The 17,941-nt window shown below is 56.4% G+C and carries 15 protein-coding genes and 17 tRNA genes; 20 read left to right on the top strand and 12 right to left on the bottom strand.

Annotation, left to right across the window (positions count from 1 at the left end; translation table 11 throughout):
- Positions 1–5 precede the first annotated feature (5 nt).
- Together LCH97_RS03290 and LCH97_RS03285 are read right to left on the bottom strand one after the other, a co-directional pair.
- A complete protein-coding gene (locus LCH97_RS03290) occupies positions 6–1,310 on the bottom strand; it encodes an ATP-binding protein (protein WP_227303376.1) in 1,305 nt (434 codons plus the stop codon).
- A complete protein-coding gene (locus tag LCH97_RS03285; RefSeq protein WP_227303375.1) occupies positions 1,307–3,784 on the bottom strand; it encodes a TerB N-terminal domain-containing protein in 2,478 nt (825 codons plus the stop codon). The genes LCH97_RS03290 and LCH97_RS03285 overlap by 4 nt, the downstream gene beginning before the upstream one ends.
- A gap of 498 nt (positions 3,785–4,282) precedes the next feature.
- On the opposite strand from LCH97_RS03285, the gene LCH97_RS03280 reads away from it, so the two are divergent.
- The gene (locus tag LCH97_RS03280) at positions 4,283–5,215 is read left to right on the top strand and encodes an IS5 family transposase (protein WP_227301451.1); all 933 of its coding nucleotides are present in this window, start codon (positions 4,283–4,285) and stop codon (positions 5,213–5,215) included.
- A 28-nt stretch (positions 5,216–5,243) separates the two neighbouring features.
- Here the strand turns inward: LCH97_RS03280 and LCH97_RS03275 are convergent, their stop codons facing one another.
- Positions 5,244–6,101 carry a hypothetical protein gene (locus LCH97_RS03275; protein ID WP_227303373.1) on the bottom strand — a complete coding sequence of 286 codons (858 nt, stop codon included), beginning with the start codon at positions 6,099–6,101 and terminating at the stop codon, positions 5,244–5,246.
- Between the two features lie 133 nt (positions 6,102–6,234).
- Between LCH97_RS03275 and LCH97_RS03270 the strand changes: the two genes are divergently transcribed.
- Positions 6,235–6,555 carry a helix-turn-helix domain-containing protein gene (locus tag LCH97_RS03270; RefSeq protein ID WP_227303371.1) on the top strand — a complete coding sequence of 107 codons (321 nt, stop codon included), beginning with the start codon at positions 6,235–6,237 and terminating at the stop codon, positions 6,553–6,555.
- Here LCH97_RS03270 and LCH97_RS03265 read toward each other — a convergent pair.
- From LCH97_RS03265 to LCH97_RS03255, 3 genes are all read right to left on the bottom strand, one after another.
- Complete coding sequence (locus LCH97_RS03265; protein WP_227303370.1) at positions 6,544–7,350, bottom strand: hypothetical protein; 807 nt, start codon at positions 7,348–7,350, stop codon at positions 6,544–6,546. The two genes, LCH97_RS03270 and LCH97_RS03265, sit on opposite strands and share 12 nt — an antisense overlap.
- A 12-nt stretch (positions 7,351–7,362) precedes the next feature.
- Positions 7,363–7,851, bottom strand: a complete 489-nt coding sequence (locus tag LCH97_RS03260) for a hypothetical protein (RefSeq protein WP_227303368.1) — start codon at positions 7,849–7,851, stop codon at positions 7,363–7,365.
- A gap of 370 nt (positions 7,852–8,221) precedes the next feature.
- A tRNA-Ser gene (locus LCH97_RS03255) sits at positions 8,222–8,311 on the bottom strand.
- 286 nt (positions 8,312–8,597) lie between these two features.
- Between LCH97_RS03255 and LCH97_RS03250 the strand changes: the two genes are divergently transcribed.
- Together LCH97_RS03250 and LCH97_RS03245 are read left to right on the top strand one after the other, a co-directional pair.
- Positions 8,598–9,524 (top strand): ArgP/LysG family DNA-binding transcriptional regulator, encoded by a 927-nt coding sequence (locus tag LCH97_RS03250; protein WP_227303367.1) that lies wholly within the window; start codon positions 8,598–8,600, stop codon positions 9,522–9,524.
- A gap of 53 nt (positions 9,525–9,577) precedes the next feature.
- Entirely contained in the window at positions 9,578–9,982 is a 405-nt protein-coding gene (locus tag LCH97_RS03245; protein ID WP_227303365.1) for a cytidine deaminase, read from the top strand.
- 49 nt (positions 9,983–10,031) lie between these two features.
- Here the strand turns inward: LCH97_RS03245 and tilS are convergent, their stop codons facing one another.
- Both tilS and LCH97_RS03235 read right to left on the bottom strand, forming a co-directional pair.
- The gene (gene tilS / locus LCH97_RS03240; RefSeq protein WP_227303364.1) at positions 10,032–11,351 is read right to left on the bottom strand and encodes a tRNA lysidine(34) synthetase TilS; all 1,320 of its coding nucleotides are present in this window, start codon (positions 11,349–11,351) and stop codon (positions 10,032–10,034) included.
- A complete protein-coding gene (locus LCH97_RS03235) occupies positions 11,341–12,306 on the bottom strand; it encodes an acetyl-CoA carboxylase carboxyltransferase subunit alpha (protein ID WP_227303363.1) in 966 nt (321 codons plus the stop codon). Before LCH97_RS03235 ends, tilS begins: the two co-directional genes overlap by 11 nt.
- A 230-nt stretch (positions 12,307–12,536) precedes the next feature.
- Here LCH97_RS03235 and LCH97_RS03230 point away from each other — a divergent pair.
- The 16 genes from LCH97_RS03230 (at position 12,537) to LCH97_RS03155 (ending at position 14,072) form a co-directional block, all read left to right on the top strand.
- Positions 12,537–12,612, top strand: a tRNA-Val gene (locus LCH97_RS03230).
- Between the two features lie 13 nt (positions 12,613–12,625).
- Positions 12,626–12,702: transfer RNA gene (locus LCH97_RS03225), tRNA-Asp, on the top strand.
- A 29-nt stretch (positions 12,703–12,731) separates the two neighbouring features.
- Positions 12,732–12,807: transfer RNA gene (locus LCH97_RS03220), tRNA-Val, on the top strand.
- A gap of 14 nt (positions 12,808–12,821) precedes the next feature.
- A tRNA-Asp gene (locus LCH97_RS03215) sits at positions 12,822–12,898 on the top strand.
- A 30-nt stretch (positions 12,899–12,928) separates the two neighbouring features.
- A tRNA-Val gene (locus tag LCH97_RS03210) sits at positions 12,929–13,004 on the top strand.
- 14 nt (positions 13,005–13,018) lie between these two features.
- Positions 13,019–13,095: transfer RNA gene (locus LCH97_RS03205), tRNA-Asp, on the top strand.
- 29 nt (positions 13,096–13,124) lie between these two features.
- Positions 13,125–13,200: transfer RNA gene (locus LCH97_RS03200), tRNA-Val, on the top strand.
- A gap of 13 nt (positions 13,201–13,213) precedes the next feature.
- Positions 13,214–13,290, top strand: a tRNA-Asp gene (locus LCH97_RS03195).
- Positions 13,291–13,320: 30 nt separating this feature from the next.
- Positions 13,321–13,396, top strand: a tRNA-Val gene (locus tag LCH97_RS03190).
- Between the two features lie 14 nt (positions 13,397–13,410).
- A tRNA-Asp gene (locus LCH97_RS03185) sits at positions 13,411–13,487 on the top strand.
- Between the two features lie 30 nt (positions 13,488–13,517).
- A tRNA-Val gene (locus LCH97_RS03180) sits at positions 13,518–13,593 on the top strand.
- A 12-nt stretch (positions 13,594–13,605) separates the two neighbouring features.
- A tRNA-Asp gene (locus LCH97_RS03175) sits at positions 13,606–13,682 on the top strand.
- A gap of 29 nt (positions 13,683–13,711) precedes the next feature.
- Positions 13,712–13,787 (top strand) — tRNA-Val (locus tag LCH97_RS03170).
- A 13-nt stretch (positions 13,788–13,800) separates the two neighbouring features.
- Positions 13,801–13,877 (top strand) — tRNA-Asp (locus LCH97_RS03165).
- 29 nt (positions 13,878–13,906) lie between these two features.
- Positions 13,907–13,982 (top strand) — tRNA-Val (locus tag LCH97_RS03160).
- A 13-nt stretch (positions 13,983–13,995) separates the two neighbouring features.
- Positions 13,996–14,072, top strand: a tRNA-Asp gene (locus LCH97_RS03155).
- A gap of 136 nt (positions 14,073–14,208) precedes the next feature.
- On the opposite strand, the gene LCH97_RS03150 is transcribed toward LCH97_RS03155, so the two are convergent.
- From LCH97_RS03150 to pmbA, 4 genes are all read right to left on the bottom strand, one after another.
- Positions 14,209–14,697 (bottom strand): disulfide bond formation protein B, encoded by a 489-nt coding sequence (locus LCH97_RS03150; protein ID WP_227303361.1) that lies wholly within the window; start codon positions 14,695–14,697, stop codon positions 14,209–14,211.
- Between the two features lie 48 nt (positions 14,698–14,745).
- Positions 14,746–15,885 carry a patatin-like phospholipase family protein gene (locus tag LCH97_RS03145; RefSeq protein ID WP_227303360.1) on the bottom strand — a complete coding sequence of 380 codons (1,140 nt, stop codon included), beginning with the start codon at positions 15,883–15,885 and terminating at the stop codon, positions 14,746–14,748.
- Between the two features lie 62 nt (positions 15,886–15,947).
- Complete coding sequence (locus LCH97_RS03140; RefSeq protein WP_227303358.1) at positions 15,948–16,565, bottom strand: DNA-3-methyladenine glycosylase; 618 nt, start codon at positions 16,563–16,565, stop codon at positions 15,948–15,950.
- Complete coding sequence (gene pmbA / locus LCH97_RS03135) at positions 16,562–17,914, bottom strand: metalloprotease PmbA (protein WP_227303356.1); 1,353 nt, start codon at positions 17,912–17,914, stop codon at positions 16,562–16,564. Before pmbA ends, LCH97_RS03140 begins: the two co-directional genes overlap by 4 nt.
- Positions 17,915–17,941: the final 27 nt, after the last annotated feature.

Below are 17,941 nucleotides of genomic sequence, written 5' to 3'. Positions count from 1 at the left end.
CCGGCTTACATTTTGAAAGATGCAAATTCATCACCGTCCTCTCCCTCAACCGCCAAATCAGTGTTACCACCGGTGTCGGCGAGTACCTCGACGCCGCCCAACAGCTCCTGCCATGCTGTGCCAGGGTTTTGCTCCAAGATAGCCAGCAGGTTGATGAAAGACGTAATAGTGGTTCTAGGCGTACGGAAGTAAGCATCGCCAATACGCTTCGAGCAATGTTCCATGAAACTGAAGATTCCTTGGTCTGGAACGAGGTACTTGCTTTCGTCACCCAGAGCGAATACTCCTCGAATCTTCTGAAGTAGCACGTAGAAGTCTTCTGGCGTGAGGCTGGATAAACGAACTACCGGGCCGCTGAAGTCGACCAACTCCCCGGTGGCAAAGCTGTTCTGGGATAGCCGGCTCTGCAACGCAGGATAGCTATATAGACCACGTCGTGGGTCAAGGAGAAACTCAGGCGTACCCCCAAGGACAAAGCCAAGGCCTTCAGCGGAGCCTTGGAGAGAATCGTTCAGAATACGTAGAATCTGCTCGTAGTTGGAGTTGCGCGCCTGCGTATTTGCCAACTTGTAGAGATTGACTAGCTCATCGAGGCTGACCAGTAGACCAGAGAAGCCTGCCAATCTTACAAAGCGCGACAGCAGTTTAAGCTGGTCGTAGATGGAAGCATCATCGACGATGCTACGCACCCCTAGTGCTTGTCTGGCATCAGTCTTTGTCGAGTATTCGCCACGCAACCAGCGGATAGCATTTGCTTTGAGCTCTTCATTACCTTCTTCGAAGCCACGGCAGTAGGCCGCAATAACGTCAGCAAAATCGTAGCCATTAACCAGTTCGGTGAGATGGTTGAGGCGTTCGCGAATAACGACCTCAGTAGCCAGGCCCTGAGCCTTGGCGTCGGCCTTCGCTGTTGCGATGAACTTCTCAACGATGCCAGCAAGCGCTCCACCCTCCGGTTTAGTACGTGTCGATAGATTGCGCATCAATTCAGCATAAAGCGAACGAGCCTGACCGCCACTTGCATGCAAGCGGCGGTCAGGATTCAAGTCAGCACTGGCCACAACCAACTTTCGCTCCATGGCGACCGCACGCACCAGGTTTAGAAAGAAGGTCTTGCCAGCGCCATACTCGCCAATGACGACCCGGAATCCAGAGCCACCATCGGCAATCCGGTCAATATCGTTAACTAGCGTTTCGATTTCACGCGTACGGCCAACCTGGATGAGGTGCTGTCCGGCACGTGGTACAACGCCGGCACGAAGAGATTGGAGAACAGAATCCCGGTCTTTCGGGCGAATGGTCGTAGTCATGCGTCAATCTTCTCCAGAACTTCAGCGTTAACCTCAATGGGGCCGTCGCCTTCGGTGAAAGGGATGTCATAGCTGTCGTAAGCGGCTTCATTAATCCGCTCAAGGGCGCCATCAAGCATCAGGTCCATGTCAGCAGCTACATCTTGCAGTTCCTCCCGCGTCCATTGAGGACGGGAGATAAGTAACTTGGCAAATGCGGTATGCAACTCGTCAAGCCCCATCAAATTTTGCTGGGAACTAATCTCTGGTTCGGGCACTTTATCTGTGTCGATAGGAGCAACTTCCGTGTCGATGCAGCCAACTTCGACCTGTGCATCTTCGTTAAAAATACTTGCTAGGAGAGCAGAGACCTTGGCCGTATCACTTTGAAGCGCGGCGATGCGCACAGGGTCTAGTGTGAAGCCAGATTTCTCAATTGCCTCTATAGCTATCGTTGCGGGAGAAGTGCCAGCAGTGACTGCATGTACATCGCTGAATACCTTTTTGGGGTCGATACCCAACGCCTTGTAAATTTTCTCTAGGGTCTTTACTTCATCGGGCGTGACTTTGCCATCAGTTTGGGCAACGGTAGCCATGAAGGCACCAAGGGTTTCTTTGGTTGAAACATCTAGCGGCTCCAGCTTTTTCTTTAAGGCAGGGAGTGATGAGGGCGTAATAGCCAGCAATCGCAAGTGAGCCTTGAGTCGGCGAATGTGGCTAGGTGTAAGATGGGTCCAGGACTCAATATGGTGCAGTAGATTATTCATCTCGCTCGCACTGAAATCTCCATCAGCTGCCGCGACAATAGAGGCCACCTGTAGTGTCAATGCTGCGACTTGGTAACCCGGCGTAGAACGGGCGGCTTCTTCACCCGGCGGGGTAGTAAAAAGCACCAACTTGTCGTCGGGCTTAGGCAACCGCACGCCACTAAGAATGTCCGGCTCGATCCCAATAGAAAGTGATTCCAAAGCTTTAGCCATGGCGATGGCTTTGTCTTTAGTTAGCGTCGTTCTTGCATCCAGGGTGCTGAGTAGCTCTTGGAAAGAAACAACTAGCATGCCATCGCCAATTTTTGCTTTTAGCTCGCCCAGAGCCCGGTGCGAAGCTTCTGGCCATAGTGCAGTAGGCAACAGCAGCAGTCCTTCGAGTGCACTATCAGCACCTGGGTTTTTACCGATATACCAGCTATAGGCATCCAGCTCTTGTGTGACTGTTTCTGTGAGTTCCGTAAGCTGCTTGATTGGTTTTGTCAGAACGGTAACGTCGGGAATATCTCCAAAGGTAGCCGTAACGTCTTTATTGCTGAGCGCCATTGATGCTGGCCGATACATACATTTGAGCTTTGTCTTATTTCGAGGCAGAACCATTCCTTCACCAAATAATTCGGCATAGCGTAGGTCGAATAGTTGGTCGAATTGATTACTGCACCGAGTTGCCGGGGTCCGCAGACGAACCACTGGAGTGTGTCTAATCCATGCACGTGCCAAAGCCGCCGGTACAGGGGCACCATCCACGGCTGCAGAACCTAATGCAAGCCGAATGTAAAAAGGGACTTCATAGGATTGCGGTAGGTCTGGAACAGGTACTCGATACAATTGGTTTGGTAGGTCTGAGAGAGACAGTAGCTCGTACAGTCCTCCTGCATAGCTCCGAAACGACCCAGAAGCATTACCGTAAATGCCGAGAAGACGCTTCAGCTCATTCGCTATTTGCGGAATTTCCGCTTTGGCGGCGACATCCTCTTGAGCGTCAACTAGAGCCCGGTATTCAAGGCCATAAAAGTAGAGAAAGACAAATCCAATATCTGAACCAGGGTCGCATTTCCCGGATGCAAGCCAATTGAGATAGGCCCGTCGGGCCGTAGGTGTGGCTTCTGAGTAGCTTGGCCAGTAGTCAAGTTGGCGCTCGTGGTAGTCACCAGTAGCAGCAACCTTCTTTGTCAGGTCAATCCATGCAGGGTTTGATGTATTACGAGGCGGTGTACCGGCATAGAACAGGCCACCTGGAATTTGAAGACCTGCGACATCGATGGATTCCCCCGCTGGAATCCAGCGGACACCGGTTAACCCTTTCGGGGGCGGCGGTAAACGATGCTCTTTAGAGCCTGAAGATGAGGTGTCGGGCCATATCGAAACAAGGTCATCTCCCACGGACTCAGACTTGGAATGGGAAGTGGTCCGTGTCGGAGGTGCGGCTGGAGCAGAAAGAGCGTCTGGCACTGTCGCCGATGTAGCCGGCAAAGCTTGGTTGCTGGAAAACGGTGTCAGAGGAGCCTGTTGCCCTTTAGAAGACTTGGTTACAGCCTTGTAGATGTATTTGAGGACGATAAAAGCTAGAAGAGCAGCCAACCCATACCATACCCAAATCGGGACCATAGAAATAGCGCCAATAACAAGCCCCACCATGATGATGACGCCAACTGCTGCGGAGTCGCCTTTCTTAGTGCTGCGCCTCGTTCCCCCAAAAATGTTACTGGCCTTCCGACGCCTAGCCATGCAGCCCTCCCATAACTTTTAATATCTATATGTCCTTGAATTGTGGACTACTGGGGGGCGAGTTGTCGATATAGTTGTTGAAGTTGGTGAGTGAATTTTGTTTCAATAATCCTCGCTTTCATATATGCCTCTCAATCACTGCCTTAGCCAAAGCAGACGTAGTCACGATGCTTGGGCCAGTCCGCTTTGGCTGAACGCCGCCCCCGTTGATAGTGATGGACTACGCAACTCCACTAGCCTTTGCTTGTATGCCTCTTCCAAGCAAGCCACATGCGTAAAAGCATCCCGCACAGTCCTGCGCCAGTTCGCCTGCTGCTGTTTCAATCCACTCTTATCGGCACTTGCCGCTAGCTTTGCCTTGTAGGCCGCAGCGGTATCTCTATCCGCTGCGGCCAACTTCGGGTCGCCGCAGATCATCTTCTCCACGTTGGTGCTGGCCTTAGCGCAGTGGCTTTGTTGCACAAATCAGTGCTTGCGTCCGTCCGGTAGAATGACCGCATGAGCAAGCCCCTTCCTCCCAAGTACCAAACCATCAACTGGCAGTCATACAACCAGTCCCTCAAGCAACGAGGGCAGCTCCTTCTCTGGCTCGACAAAGGCATGAACTGGTTGGCACCGGCTACCGGCAGGCGGGGACGGCAGCTAACTTTTTCTGATGCTGCCATCCAGTTCTGTCTCACCATCAAATGCCTCTTTGGCCTGGCGCTACGGCAAGCCACAGGTATGGTCGAAAGTATGTTGCGCCTGGCTGGCCTTGACTGGGCCGTCCCCGACTTCAGCACGCTTTCCCGCCGCCAGAAAGACCTGCAAGTCCGCATCCCGGTACAGAAAAAGCAAGGTTGTCTGCATCTCTTGGTGGATAGCACCGGCATCAAGATGATGGGTGAAGGCGAGTGGAAGGTGAAAAAGCATGGCGCTGATTACCGCCGCCAATGGCGCAAGCTGCATCTGGGCATAGATGCGCAAACGCTGGAAATCCGGGCAATGGAAGTGACCGACAATCGCACTGGAGATGCCACGATGCTGCCAGAGCTGCTATCGCAAATTCCGGCGGGAGAGGGACTGGTAACCGTCACCACGGATGGGGCGTACGACACACGCCTATGTTACGCAGCGATTGCAGAGCGTGGGGCGGCAGCCATCATTCCCCCACGTCGAAATGGCCAATTCTGGAAAGGGAATTTACGGGGCAATCAGGCTCGCAATGAGTCGCTACGAGCGGTGAAGTATCTGGGGCGCGCGCTCTGGAAAAAGTGGAGTGGCTACCATCGCCGCAGCTTGGTCGAAACGAAGATGCACTGTTTCAAATTGCTGGCAGATCGGGTTAAGTCACGGGACTTTGACCGGCAAGTAGCGGAGCTTCAAATCTGTGCAGCGATTCTGAATCGCTTCACAGCACTGGGCACGCCGCAAACGGTCCGTATGGGATAAATCCGTCTGGGGATTGGGGTAGTTCGACCTACGGCTGATTTGTGCAACAAAGCCTAGCGCAGTCAAAACTGGGGCTGTTATCTGCGGCATTGGCCGCATCCGCAGGCGTGGCGGCAATGCTGGCTAGCTGTGCAGGTGGCGGGTCGAGTTCGGCGTCAGATGGCTGTGTGTTGGCGGGTGCTTCTGCCTGCTTGAAGCGAGGGTAGTTGGCTGTTTCGGTGACGACTTCCACGGTACTCAGGGCTGGGGTATCTACAAAATGCCAGCCACTTTCAGCTTTGCCCATATGGCCGTTACCGCGCACCTTGATGGCAACTGGCACCGCTATCTGGCTTTGGCCGGACTTGGCAGCTTCTTCGGCGGCAGTGCGCATAATCTGCAGCCGGGACAGAGCTTCCAGATTCTGACATGGCACCAGCGTGTTGATCCGGTTCTCTAGTTGTTCTTTAGCTTGGCTTAGCCGTCTTACTTCCGGGTCGGCGTTGCGGTTGCCACCTACCTGCCCACTCGCTATTCGCACATCGGCTTCATACTGTGCCTTCTCCAATGCCAGCTGCGTGGGGTGCATCTGCGCATCCAGATGGCTCCATTCGGCAAACATCTTCCCGGCTGCTTCGGCACCGCCTTTGATGCTGACGGTATAGGTAAATGCCACTTCATACACTTTACTGTCAACTTCTGCACCATCTACCTTCTTCACATCCGACACTTTCAGAATCGGGCATTCGTAAGTGGCCGCCAGGTCTTGCTGGATGTCAGTGTCCCCCGGTTTGTTGCTGCAGGCACTCAGGCAAGTGCATATGGCTAGCATGGTCAGCCAGTGTCGGAATGGCTGTTGCTGAAGAGTGGTTAGTGAGTCGATTCTTTTGCTTGTCTGGTGGCGCATTTTTGATCCCTTTGTTCGATAAGTATGTCTTTAGGTCTCGTGGCGGAACTGACTGCGACTACAATGCTACGAATTACGTAGTATCTGAAATATACAGCACCTACGAATCTCGTAGCTATTTGGGCGCGAGACGATGGATGCAAATCAGCTTTGGGGTCGCCGTCTAAAGCAGGCGAGGTTGGCCGCGGGCTTATCGCAAAAGAGCCTGGGGATTACGGCGGGCATAGACCCGTTTGTGGCCAGTACCCGTATCAATCGCTATGAGCTGGGCGTGCACAAGCCAGACTTGTTGACTGCCAGTAATCTGGCCAAGACCTTGGGCGTGCCTTTGGCGTTTTTCTATGCAGAGGAGGACGATATGGCTGATTTGATCTACCGCTACAGCAAGGCAGATGCGCAAGCCAAGGCGCAAGTTGTGCAGTTGCTAGCAGCGAGTCCAGGTTTAGCGGAATAGACGACGGAGTTCGTTCACCACCTCAAGCAGCAATCCTTCCGGCAGTCCTTTGACCGATTCCGGCAGCTGTATGGCGAGTAACCGCTGTCTGAACTGGTCATGCTGCTGGAACCGTGCAATCAAGGCTTCGCGCAGGATGGTGCGGTAGGCGGTGCTGTCTGGCTGCGATTGCCAGGCTTTGCGTAAGGCCAGTGGCCAGTGATTGGGATGGGCGGATGGCCAGATGCGGCCAGCCAAGACGAAGGGATAAGGGCTTTCTGGCAGTAACCAGCTAGCGGGAGAGTCGGCGTTTTCAACGCGCCAAGTTCGTATCGTAAGGGTATGGCCCTGTGGACTGAATCCGACGCTGCCGTCCAGTGCCGGCAAGTAGCCCAGCTGCCACGTGCTGTTTTGACCTAAGCCCAAACGCAGCCGCAAGGTAATCATAGCGTCGTCTACCACCATGTTCGCCAGCATCAATCTGGGCGCGGTATCTGTGCCCACCAGGTCTTGCAGCGCGTGGCCGCTAATGCAGTGGCGGGGCAAGGTCAGGTCGAACCGTTTATCGCCTGCCTCAGTTGGCAGCACGCTTAGCCTGTAGCCTGGCGAAGTCAGCACGCCATTAGCCGCGATACCTAGTGCGGTCCCGCTTGGCCGCATGCCGTAGCGTAGCGGCGACCAGCATGCCAGCACCCCATTCTCAAAGTGCAGCAACACGGCACCAGCCAGCAGGCCGGGCGTCCCGTTATCGTGACGCCACGGCTCTACCAGCTCTATGCGGTGCAGCTGCTGAAAGTACAAGTCTTCAAGCAGCATGGTGCACCGTCCTTAGCCTTTGGCATCGCGATAGAGTTCGGTGACGCCGACATACCAAGCAGGCCGCAGCTTGGCGATGTCACTCACACCGCTGCGCAGGTACAGCTTGGGGTCAGCGTGCGGGTAGGGGTCGATCACGTAAGGCTGCGCCGATTTGCCGTCTTGGCCCGTATTGCGGTGGTAGAGCACGCACCGGCCCACTTCCCAGTCGGTGTGATAGTCGGTCATCACAATGGCGATTTCCGGCAACTCCGTGTAGCTGGTGCACGGTTTCCAGGCACCGCCTTTCAGGTTGTTGGCGGCCAACAGCTTACCGAGCAAGGTTTCGTCCAACCACGGATAAAACGGGCCGACCTTGGGCATGCCCAGCGTTTCGGCCTGCTGGTACACAGTGTCTAAAGGTTTGCTACTGAGGGTGGCGATCACAGCCAGCAGATCATCGTGGCGGTCTTGCTGGGCGACGCGTTTGAACAAAGGCTGCAGAGAAGTTGGGGTAGTCATGGTGAAGCTCCTGATCCAGATGGAAAAGGCGCAGCGGCACCTGCCCGCAATGTGGCAAGTAAGGCGAAATCAACAGGGAGTGCCCAAGACGGGCGAGGAGGATGGCTGCGCGAGGTGCCGGGCCGTGGCCAGTAGTAGGGACGGTGGCGTTTTTACGTTATCACCGGCAAACAGCCTGGATCGAGGAGCGTAAAACTTTGGCAGCCTGCAGCGTTGGACGGTGCGCAATCCGTGTAGCGGGGCTGAAAAACAAAAAAGCGATGCACGGTAGCATCGCTCATTTGATAGTAGCTTTGATATTTGCGTTGTTTTTTGTCGGCTGATAAAATGAAAAACAGCCTTAAAAATCAAGCACATGCCAAAAAATGTTTGGCGGAAGCGGTGAGATTCGAACTCACGGAAGGCTCACACCTTCGGCGGTTTTCAAGACCGCTGCCTTAAACCACTCGGCCACGCTTCCTGTCAGGCTTGGTGCCTTCAAGAGATGCGCATGATACGCAAATTTCCCTGATTTGCCTAGAGTCCGCAGCGCTATTTGTGCATCACCTATGCACTCGCCTCTTTAAACCAAAACAAGCAGCTGAATGACACCGTGTATAACCAAAACCATAAGCTGCAACAGCAGCATAACCTGAGGCACGTTTCCTGCTGCGAAGTGATTGACTCCGCAGCGTCAATGACAAACAATTAATTATTGCCATAAAAGTAACCCATCTCACGCATGAAATCTACGGCTCAATCGCACCATGCTTGATAGCAAACTTCTGCTGACACTCGCCTCCGTCATTGAAACAAATGGCTTTGAGCGCGCCGCCGCTCAACTGGGCATTACCCAGTCCGCCGTTTCCCAGCGCATCAAGCAACTAGAGTCATTGCTGGGGCAGCCTCTACTGATTCGCAGCCAGCCGATTGAAGCCACAAGCGTCGGGAAAACCCTGCTGCAACACTACAAACAGATCAAAATGCTTGAGCTGGATTTGATGCAGCATCTCAAGCCAGAGAGCCGTGATGGCGTCCTGAATATTCTCAGCATCGGGGCTGATGCAGACAGCCTGTCATGCTGGCTGATACCCGCACTGCTGCCATTAATGCATCAGCATGATCTGCAGCTACGCATTCTGCCAGGCGAACATTTACCAGACCCGGCCACCGCGCAATGTCCAGCACATCTGTGTGGCTGGCTCTCGCATAACAGCAGCACCATACACGGTAGCCAGTGCCTTTACTTGGGTGACATTCACTATCAATGCGTATGCACACCCGCCTACTTGCAACGCCACTTTAGTGATGGCATCCATGCAGCATCGCTGGCTAGCGCCCACGCTGTGGTTCTGCACGGGCAACACGCGCGGCATGCGCTCTATCTGCAACAAGCATTGTCATACACGGGCGACTTCCCCTACTCCAGCGTACCCACACCCGAAGCCATGCTTACCCTTATCCGTGCCGGGCTGGCTTACGGCCTGATGCCACAAGAGTACCTTGAACACATATCTCAGGAAGCTGGCTTGACTACGCTAGCGCCCCCATTATCGCTGCCGCTTTACTGGCACCACTGGCGCGCAGAGCCTGCTATCGCTAAGGCATTGGGTGAAGCATTGCTAAGCGCACGCCAAGTTCGTGGCGATACGCTCAACCACATACTGACAGCTATAGACGCAAGAAGTGATTGACAACGCTGACTAGGCGCAGGAATATCCCACGCCCTTTTGCGTGGAGAGCATCGATGGAACACACCATCCCGTGGGATATCCTGGCCAAGGAAGCACGTGCCGCCGCACGTCACGCTTACGTGCCTTATAGCCGTTTTACAGTGGGCGCGGCCATCCTGACCTCTGATGGCAAGATCGTACGTGGCTGCAATGTAGAAAATGCCTCGTACGGGCTGACCAATTGCGCAGAACGCACGGCCATCTTTACTGCGCGAGCAGAAGGTATGCAGTCTGTACTGGCGGTCTGCATCTATACACCTACCGCCACCCCCACCCCACCGTGCGGTGGCTGCCGCCAGGTATTGAACGAATTTGGCCCTACCATGCAAGTGCGCGCCATTTGCGATGGAGATGGCATCATCGACACGACCCTGGATACACTACTGCCAGGTGCTTTTGGCCCAAAAAACCTGGACTAATCGCCACCCTGCAAAACAAAGGGGCTGGCATATCGCCAGCCCCTTCAGCTTAAAAACCACCCTGCCTGGGCAGCGCTACTGGTAGCCATAGTGGCCACCAGCCATCACCATCAGCCTCGCAAGCACGACTTACCCCCAAGCCAGGCACTGCCACCAGCTCCCCCGCCGCATTGTGCAACAATGGCCAAGCCTCCCGCAGCAAGGCAGGTATGGCATGCGCCTGGAACAGCTTCTTCAGTGCCACGCGGCCAACCTTCTGCGGCAAAACCTCACCACCCACTCTTGTACGCAGCCACATGGTTTCCTGTGTGCACGCCGCCGACAAGCCACCCCGCTGCCACAACCACTCCAGGCGACCAAATGGGGTCACAACGCTTAGACCCGGCTGGCAAGCCAAAGGCCAAGGCAGGGGCTCATCACACCAGGCAATGGGAATAAGCTGCTGCCGATAGCGCAATATTTGCCCCTGGGGTACTAGCAGCCTGGCTGCCTCGCCCTCCAACACCGCCCGCTGAAAGTCATACAAGGCAGCAGGTGCGGGAGCAGCCCAGCCCAGCTTAGCCAGCCAATGCAACAGCAGCAGGCGCTGCCTGGCAGCTGACAAAGCCTGCCAGGCGGGTAGCTGCAGCCGGTTCTCAGACAGACAATGCTCGGCATCCTGCGCAGCCATTTCGTCTAGCACGCTGGCTGCATCCGCCATCTGGCTTGCGCTGCGCGCCAGCTTGGCATCCAGCCCGCCAATACGCTGGCGCAATGCCGGCAAGGTATGTAAGCGCAGATAATTGCGTAGATAGTTGGCCGCATTGCCGTTGCTGTCGTCTTCAACCCAGACTAGCGACCGCTGCCGGGCATACTTGGCCAGTTCTGCACGATCAAGCGCCAACAAAGGGCGCCATAACCACTTGCCCTGCCACTGGCGCAGCACCGGCATGGCCGCCAGGGCCTTTACCCCACCGCCGCGCAGCAGCTGCAAAAGCGCGGTTTCGCTTTGATCATCAGCGTGGTGTGCCAATGCAACCAGCTGCTGGGGCGAGCGCGCCAGCGCTGCGTATCGAGCAGTGCGCGCCACCGCCTCCAGGCTTTCGCCACCGTGCCGCTGCAAACTAACGCGCTCCACGCGCAAAGCAACGGCGCGCAGCGCGCATTGCTGCGCGCAATGCTGCAGCCAGGCATCAGCGTGCAGACTGATGCCGTGGTGCACGTGGACAGCCGATACCAGAGGCCCGCCGCGCTCATCACGCCAGCGGCAGAGCAAATCCAGCAGTACCATGGAATCCAGCCCGCCAGACAATGCCACCTCCAAATGACAATGGCCGGACAAAGTGTCCGGCCAACTCTGGATCAAGGCATTCAGCAGATCAGGCTGCATTTTCCTTGAAGCGCCCATAGCTCATCAGGCGGTCAAAGCGCGTTTTCAGCAGCTCGTCCACGCCGCGGCCATTGGCTTCTTTCAGCTGATCCTGCAGTACGCGCTTCAGCGAAGTCATCATGGCAGCGTGGTCGCGGTGCGCACCACCCAGCGGCTCGTTAACCACACGGTCAATCAGACCCAGGGTTTTCAAGCGTGGCGCGGTAATACCCAGCGCCTCGGCCGCATCGGCAGCGCGCTCAGCTGTTTTCCACAGAATGGAAGCACAACCTTCCGGCGAAATAACCGAGTACGTAGAGTACTGCAGCATATTCACGTAGTCGCCTACGGCAATCGCCAGCGCACCGCCGGAACCACCCTCGCCGATGACGGTAACGATCACCGGCACCTTCAGCCGTGCCATCTCGTACAGATTGCGGCCAATGGCTTCCGACTGGCCACGCTCCTCTGCGCCAATGCCGGGATACGCACCAGGCGTATCGACAAAAGTGATTACCGGCAGGCCGAACTTTTCAGCAGTACGCATCAGGCGCAAGGCCTTGCGGTAGCCTTCAGGGCGCGGCATGCCAAAGTTGCGATAGATCTTGTCTTTGGTATCGCGGCCTTTCTGGTGACCAATCACCATGACAGGCTGATCATTGAACCGCGCCAGGCCACCTACAATTGCCGGGTCATCGGCATAAGAACGGTCGCCGTGCAGTTCCTGAAAGTCTGTAAACAGGCTGTTAATGTAATCCAGCGTATAAGGACGCTGCGGATGACGCGCCACAATTGCAATTTGGGAAGGGGTCAGTTTGCTGTACAAGGTTTTTGTCAGCTCTTGGCTCTTCTTCTGCAAGCGCGAAATCTCTTCCGAGATATCGAGGACGGAGTCGTCTTGGACGAAACGCAGTTCCTCTATCTTGTTCTCGAGCTCGGCAATGGGCTGCTCAAAATCAAGAAAGGTCGGCTTCATGCTTAGGTTCCGATTAGGGACAATCGGGCAATGATACATGAGCGGTTTGCATCACGCACCACCCTGTCCGACAAAATGCGGCAGGCATCAGTTCTAGCAAAAACAATCGTTTGAAGAAAACCTGCATTTTTCTTGCAATAACCCCTTGCAGCCCCGCCCAGCCTGTGTTTTAATTCGCCTCCTCGCTGAACGACGCAGCAAAAACAGCGCTTCAGCAGAGACAGATTTCAGGGCGTTTAGCTCAGTTGGTAGAGCGTCTGCCTTACAAGCAGAATGTCGGCGGTTCGACTCCGTCAACGCCCACCACCGTTTTGCGGTTGGAGCGGTAGTTCAGTTGGTTAGAATACCGGCCTGTCACGCCGGGGGTCGCGGGTTCGAGTCCCGTCCGCTCCGCCAACCCTACAATTTAGCAGTACCGAGTTTTCGGGCGTTTAGCTCAGTTGGTAGAGCGTCTGCCTTACAAGCAGAATGTCGGCGGTTCGACTCCGTCAACGCCCACCACCGTTTTTACGGTTGGAGCGGTAGTTCAGTTGGTTAGAATACCGGCCTGTCACGCCGGGGGTCGCGGGTTCGAGTCCCGTCCGCTCCGCCAACCATACAATTTAGCAATAACCGAGTTTTCGGGCGTTTAGCTCAGTTGGTAGAGCGTCTGCCTTACAAGCAGAATGTCGGCGGTTCGACTCCGTCAACGCCCACCACCGTTTTTACGGTTGGAGCGGTAGTTCAGTTGGTTAGAATACCGGCCTGTCACGCCGGGGGTCGCGGGTTCGAGTCCCGTCCGCTCCGCCAACCATACAATTTAGCAGTACCGAGTTTTCGGGCGTTTAGCTCAGTTGGTAGAGCGTCTGCCTTACAAGCAGAATGTCGGCGGTTCGACTCCGTCAACGCCCACCACAGTTTTACGGTTGGAGCGGTAGTTCAGTTGGTTAGAATACCGGCCTGTCACGCCGGGGGTCGCGGGTTCGAGTCCCGTCCGCTCCGCCAACCATACAATTTAGCAATAACCGAGTTTTCGGGCGTTTAGCTCAGTTGGTAGAGCGTCTGCCTTACAAGCAGAATGTCGGCGGTTCGACTCCGTCAACGCCCACCACCGTTTTTACGGTTGGAGCGGTAGTTCAGTTGGTTAGAATACCGGCCTGTCACGCCGGGGGTCGCGGGTTCGAGTCCCGTCCGCTCCGCCAACCATACAATTTAGTAGTAACCGAGTTTTCGGGCGTTTAGCTCAGTTGGTAGAGCGTCTGCCTTACAAGCAGAATGTCGGCGGTTCGACTCCGTCAACGCCCACCAAGTTTTACGGTTGGAGCGGTAGTTCAGTTGGTTAGAATACCGGCCTGTCACGCCGGGGGTCGCGGGTTCGAGTCCCGTCCGCTCCGCCAACCATACAATCTAGCAGTACCGAGTTTTCGGGCGTTTAGCTCAGTTGGTAGAGCGTCTGCCTTACAAGCAGAATGTCGGCGGTTCGACTCCGTCAACGCCCACCACCGTTTTACGGTTGGAGCGGTAGTTCAGTTGGTTAGAATACCGGCCTGTCACGCCGGGGGTCGCGGGTTCGAGTCCCGTCCGCTCCGCCAACCATACAATCTAGCAGTACCGAGTTTTCGGGCGTTTAGCTCAGTTGGTAGAGCGTCTGCCTTACAAGCAGAATGTCGGCGGTTCGACTCCGTCAACGCCCACCACCGTTTTACGGTTGGAGCGGTAGTTCAGTTGGTTAGAATACCGGCCTGTCACGCCGGGGGTCGCGGGTTCGAGTCCCGTCCGCTCCGCCAACCATTTAAAAGCCTTCCTCGCGGAAGGCTTTTTGCATTACCCCTCCCCGCCATGAAATACAGCACATGAAATACAGCATATGAAAAAGCCAGCCCATCAGGGCTGGCTATGCTTGCATTGCCATACCGGTACCAATCAGCCCTTGCGCCAGCCATTCCACAGCGCCATCGCAATCAGCGCAATAAACAACACGCCAGTCCATACCGGCATAGACTGACCAAGGAATGTCCAACCCAATTCGGCACACTCGCCACTACCTTTGAACACGGTATTGAGCACCTGCGTCAGCGGCAGCGTTTCGAGCATGAAATCCAGCCCGGGCCCGCAAGCCGGCACCTGGTCTTTCGGCAAATGCTGCAGATACACATGCCAGGCAGACACCGCACCACCGGCCAACGCCGCCAGCGCCACCAGCAATGCCGCCAGCCTTGCGGCCAACCTTTGCGGGTTTGCCACGGCAAAGATACCGGCCAATACGCCGGTAGCAATCACCCCCACACGCTGGAACACGCATAATGGGCAGGGCTCCAAGCCCATAACATGCTGGGCATACAAAGCAAAGCCCATGGATGCGGCACACAGCGCCGCGATGGCGGCAAAACCCTGCCGTCTGGATAAACGCATTACAACCCCCTTAAAAATAGCGGTGCCAAAAACCTGCACCCTAGCAGACTATGGTTTTTGTAGAAAATTCAGTATTTCGCCCTGCCTGGCCATCGCATCCTTGTAGCCCAAGTCAATCAGCTCACGACCATAAGCCGGATCGAACAGCAGATAGCTCGCCAACACAGAACCACGCTGGCGCATGGCGCCGGCACCACGCATGAGAAAACGCATGGCCGGCGGGAAGTTTTTGACGTGCTTGAAAGCGATGGCTTCCAGGGACACGCTTGGCGAGATATTCAGCACCTCCACCCGCTTCAGCGCGGTTCTGCCGCTGCAGCGCACTTGTTCATCCAGCAGTGACACGGTGTGATTCACCCGGCTCAAGCGCTCCATATCGGCCGCCATACTGTCAAAAAAGATGCTATTGAGCAAATGACCAAAGATCATGGCCAGCGAGGGGCGATCCCCTACCAGCCGCCGCTCTGGCCGCGGGCGGTGCTCGGTATTCAGATTAATGACAAAAAGTTTTTCAGCCCCCAAATGCAGGGCGGGCGATAACGGCGCCATCTGGCGGATGGCACCGTCACAATAAAACCGCCCATCGATGGTAGCCGCAGGAAAAACCATGGGAATGGCCGAGGTCGCCATCAGATGATCGACACCGATATGCTCGCGCACACCCAGGCGCTGATGACGATGCCACTCGTCAATACTGTCACAGCCTTCGAAAAAACTTACCGACTGGCCGGTGGTATAACAGGATGCAGTCAGCGATAGCGCGCGCAGATCGCCACTCTGCACCGCACGCGACACACCATCAAAGTTCACCACCTGGCCGAGCAGCTCGCGCAGCGGGCTGTTATCCAGAAAGCTGGCCGGGTTATGCACCAGCTTGCCACCCGTCAGTACCGAGCCGCCCCACGCCAGGAAAGCCCGCGTAAAGTAAAGCCAGTCAGCCCGGTATACCTGGCTGACATGCAGGCCTTTCCACATTTTGGCAAGAAAAGCCGTAGCACGACGAAAATGCATGGAACCTGCAGCCAACCCTACCGCATTGATGGCGCCAGCAGACGTGCCGCTGATGATGGGGAATGGGTTACCGTAATCTCGCGGCAGCATATGCGCCACCGCCATCAGCACCCCAACCTGATAGGCCGCCCGTGCACCGCCACCCGCCAGCACCAGCCCGACAATTGGCTTATCCATATCTCGCTCCCTGTTTTGTTTTGAGTATGGAACACAGATGCCGCCACAGCAGGATTTGTACGCTAGTACTGCACCTCTACCGGGTCCAGCATGCGCCACAAATACCAGGTAGCTACGCTGCGCCAGGGGCGAAAGGCATCGCCCATGCGCCGAAACTCGGCCAAAGCCGGCCGCGCGGGTAAACCATGGATGATCACCAGCGCCTTTTGCAGGCCGATATCGTCTACCGGCCATACATCCGGGCGGCACAGGTTAAAGATCAGATACATCTCAGCCGTCCAGCGGCCTATGCCGCGCACGGCCACCAGCTCGCGGATGATGGCCTCATCGTCCAGGCTGGCAAACCGCGCCGGGTCGATACGGCCATCCAGAAAATGCCGTGCCAGATCCTGCGCGTACTCCACCTTGCGCAGCGAAAAGCCTACCGCCCGCAACGCGTCCGGCGAGGCATCCGCCACAGCCTGCGGGCTGGTAGTGTCCAGCAATGCGGCCAACCTGGCCCAGATCGCATCGGCTGCCGCAATGGAGATCTGCTGCCCGACAATGGCGCGCAGTAAGGTCTCGAATGGCTCGCCACGCGTTTTCAGCACACTGGCAGGGTACTGTGCGATTAGCGCGGACAAGGCCGGGCTGCCCTGCGACAGCTCGGCACAAGCCTGCGCCCAGTAAACTGGCGTCACGCCTCGCCCGCCACCATCATATTGCCCAGCAGCACCGAGCCCATATGGCGGCTGCCACGGTAGTCGATATCGTCACCAATGGCATCAATGCCCTGCAGCATGTCGCGCAGATTACCCGCGATGGTCAGCTCTTCTACCGGGTAGGCAATCACGCCGTTTTCCACCCAGAAACCGCTGGCACCGCGCGAATAATCGCCGGTTACCATATTGATGCCCTGCCCCATCAGCTCGGTTACCAGCAAGCCGGTGCCCATGCGCGCCAGCAAGGCCGGCAAGCCACCCGCCAGCGTAGGCTGCACCACCAGATTGTGCGCGCCGCCTGCATGGCCGGTGCTTTGCATACCCAGCTTACGGGCAGAATAGCTCCCCAGGAAGTAACCCTGCAACACGCCATCCTTCACAAACTGGCGCGCCGACGTCGCCACGCCTTCGTCGTCAGCGCAGCCGCTGGCAAGACCACGCAGTACAAAGGGATCTTCGCTGATATTCAATAGCGATGCGGCTACTTGCTGCCCCAGGCTGTCCAGCAAGAAGCTGGACTTGCGATACAGGCTGCCACCACTCACCGCCTGCACCAGGTGGCTCAGCAAGCTGCCCGCCACGGGCGCCTCGAACAGCACCGGGTATTGGCCGGTTTTGACGCGGCGGCCATCCAGGCGGCGTACGGCACGCTCTCCGGCAATGCGGCCAACCTCTTCTGCCGACAGCAAGTCGTCGGCATGGCGGGCCGTGCTGTACCAGTAGTCGCGCTGCATGCTGTTGGCACCACTAGCCACCACCGACGCAGACAAACTATGGCGCGAGGTCGTCAGGCTGCCACTGTAACCGTGGCTATTGGCATAGCAATGGCGCGTGGCATGGGTGGCCACCGTGCCACCCTCCGAGTTGCTGATGCGCGCATCCACGCCGCGCGCCACATCCTCGCACTGGCGCGCCAGCGCGATGGCCTGCTCAACCGGCAGATCCCAGGGGTGATACAAATCCAGATCGCGGCGGTCGCCAGCTTTCAATAGCAAAGCCGGGTCTGCCAGGCCTGCGCAGTCATCCTCAGCGGTATAACGTGCGATATTCAGTGCGGCAGCCGCGGTATCGGCCAGGGCTTTGTCGGAGAAGTCCGAAGTGCTGGCATGGCCTTTTTTCTGGCCCAGATACACTGTCAGCGACACGCCTTTATCACGGTTATATTCGATGGTTTCTACTTCGCCCAGGCGCACCGATACATTCTGCCCACACCCCTCGGATACGTCGGTTTCCGCAGCGGTGGCACCGCCAGCACGGGCCAGCGCCAGCATACGGGCAGCGATGTCTTCCAGTGCGGCCTCGGTATACGAAAAAATCTGCTCTGCCATATGGTTTTCTCTAGTGATAAGGCACGA

Origin of the sequence: Vogesella sp. XCS3 (assembly GCF_020616155.1) — a bacterium.
Taxonomy (GTDB): domain Bacteria; phylum Pseudomonadota; class Gammaproteobacteria; order Burkholderiales; family Chromobacteriaceae; genus Vogesella.
The sequence above is the reverse complement of the archived record's forward strand: the minus strand, read 5'-3'. Positions and strand labels throughout refer to the sequence as shown.

Excerpts from the sequence above, each read along its gene's own strand:
- LCH97_RS03290 (WP_227303376.1), bottom strand. The coding sequence starts at position 1,310 with ATGACTACGACCATTCGCCCGAAAGACCGGGATTCTGTTCTCCAATCT.
- LCH97_RS03285 (WP_227303375.1), bottom strand. The coding sequence starts at position 3,784 with ATGGCTAGGCGTCGGAAGGCCAGTAACATTTTTGGGGGAACGAGGCGC.
- LCH97_RS03280 (WP_227301451.1), top strand. The coding sequence starts at position 4,283 with ATGAGCAAGCCCCTTCCTCCCAAGTACCAAACCATCAACTGGCAGTCA.
- LCH97_RS03275 (WP_227303373.1), bottom strand. The coding sequence starts at position 6,101 with ATGCGCCACCAGACAAGCAAAAGAATCGACTCACTAACCACTCTTCAG.
- LCH97_RS03270 (WP_227303371.1), top strand. The coding sequence starts at position 6,235 with ATGGATGCAAATCAGCTTTGGGGTCGCCGTCTAAAGCAGGCGAGGTTG.
- LCH97_RS03265 (WP_227303370.1), bottom strand. The coding sequence starts at position 7,350 with ATGCTGCTTGAAGACTTGTACTTTCAGCAGCTGCACCGCATAGAGCTG.
- LCH97_RS03260 (WP_227303368.1), bottom strand. The coding sequence starts at position 7,851 with ATGACTACCCCAACTTCTCTGCAGCCTTTGTTCAAACGCGTCGCCCAG.
- LCH97_RS03250 (WP_227303367.1), top strand. The coding sequence starts at position 8,598 with ATGCTTGATAGCAAACTTCTGCTGACACTCGCCTCCGTCATTGAAACA.
- LCH97_RS03245 (WP_227303365.1), top strand. The coding sequence starts at position 9,578 with ATGGAACACACCATCCCGTGGGATATCCTGGCCAAGGAAGCACGTGCC.
- tilS (WP_227303364.1), bottom strand. The coding sequence starts at position 11,351 with ATGCAGCCTGATCTGCTGAATGCCTTGATCCAGAGTTGGCCGGACACT.
- LCH97_RS03235 (WP_227303363.1), bottom strand. The coding sequence starts at position 12,306 with ATGAAGCCGACCTTTCTTGATTTTGAGCAGCCCATTGCCGAGCTCGAG.
- LCH97_RS03150 (WP_227303361.1), bottom strand. The coding sequence starts at position 14,697 with ATGCGTTTATCCAGACGGCAGGGTTTTGCCGCCATCGCGGCGCTGTGT.
- LCH97_RS03145 (WP_227303360.1), bottom strand. The coding sequence starts at position 15,885 with ATGGATAAGCCAATTGTCGGGCTGGTGCTGGCGGGTGGCGGTGCACGG.
- pmbA (WP_227303356.1), bottom strand. The coding sequence starts at position 17,914 with ATGGCAGAGCAGATTTTTTCGTATACCGAGGCCGCACTGGAAGACATC.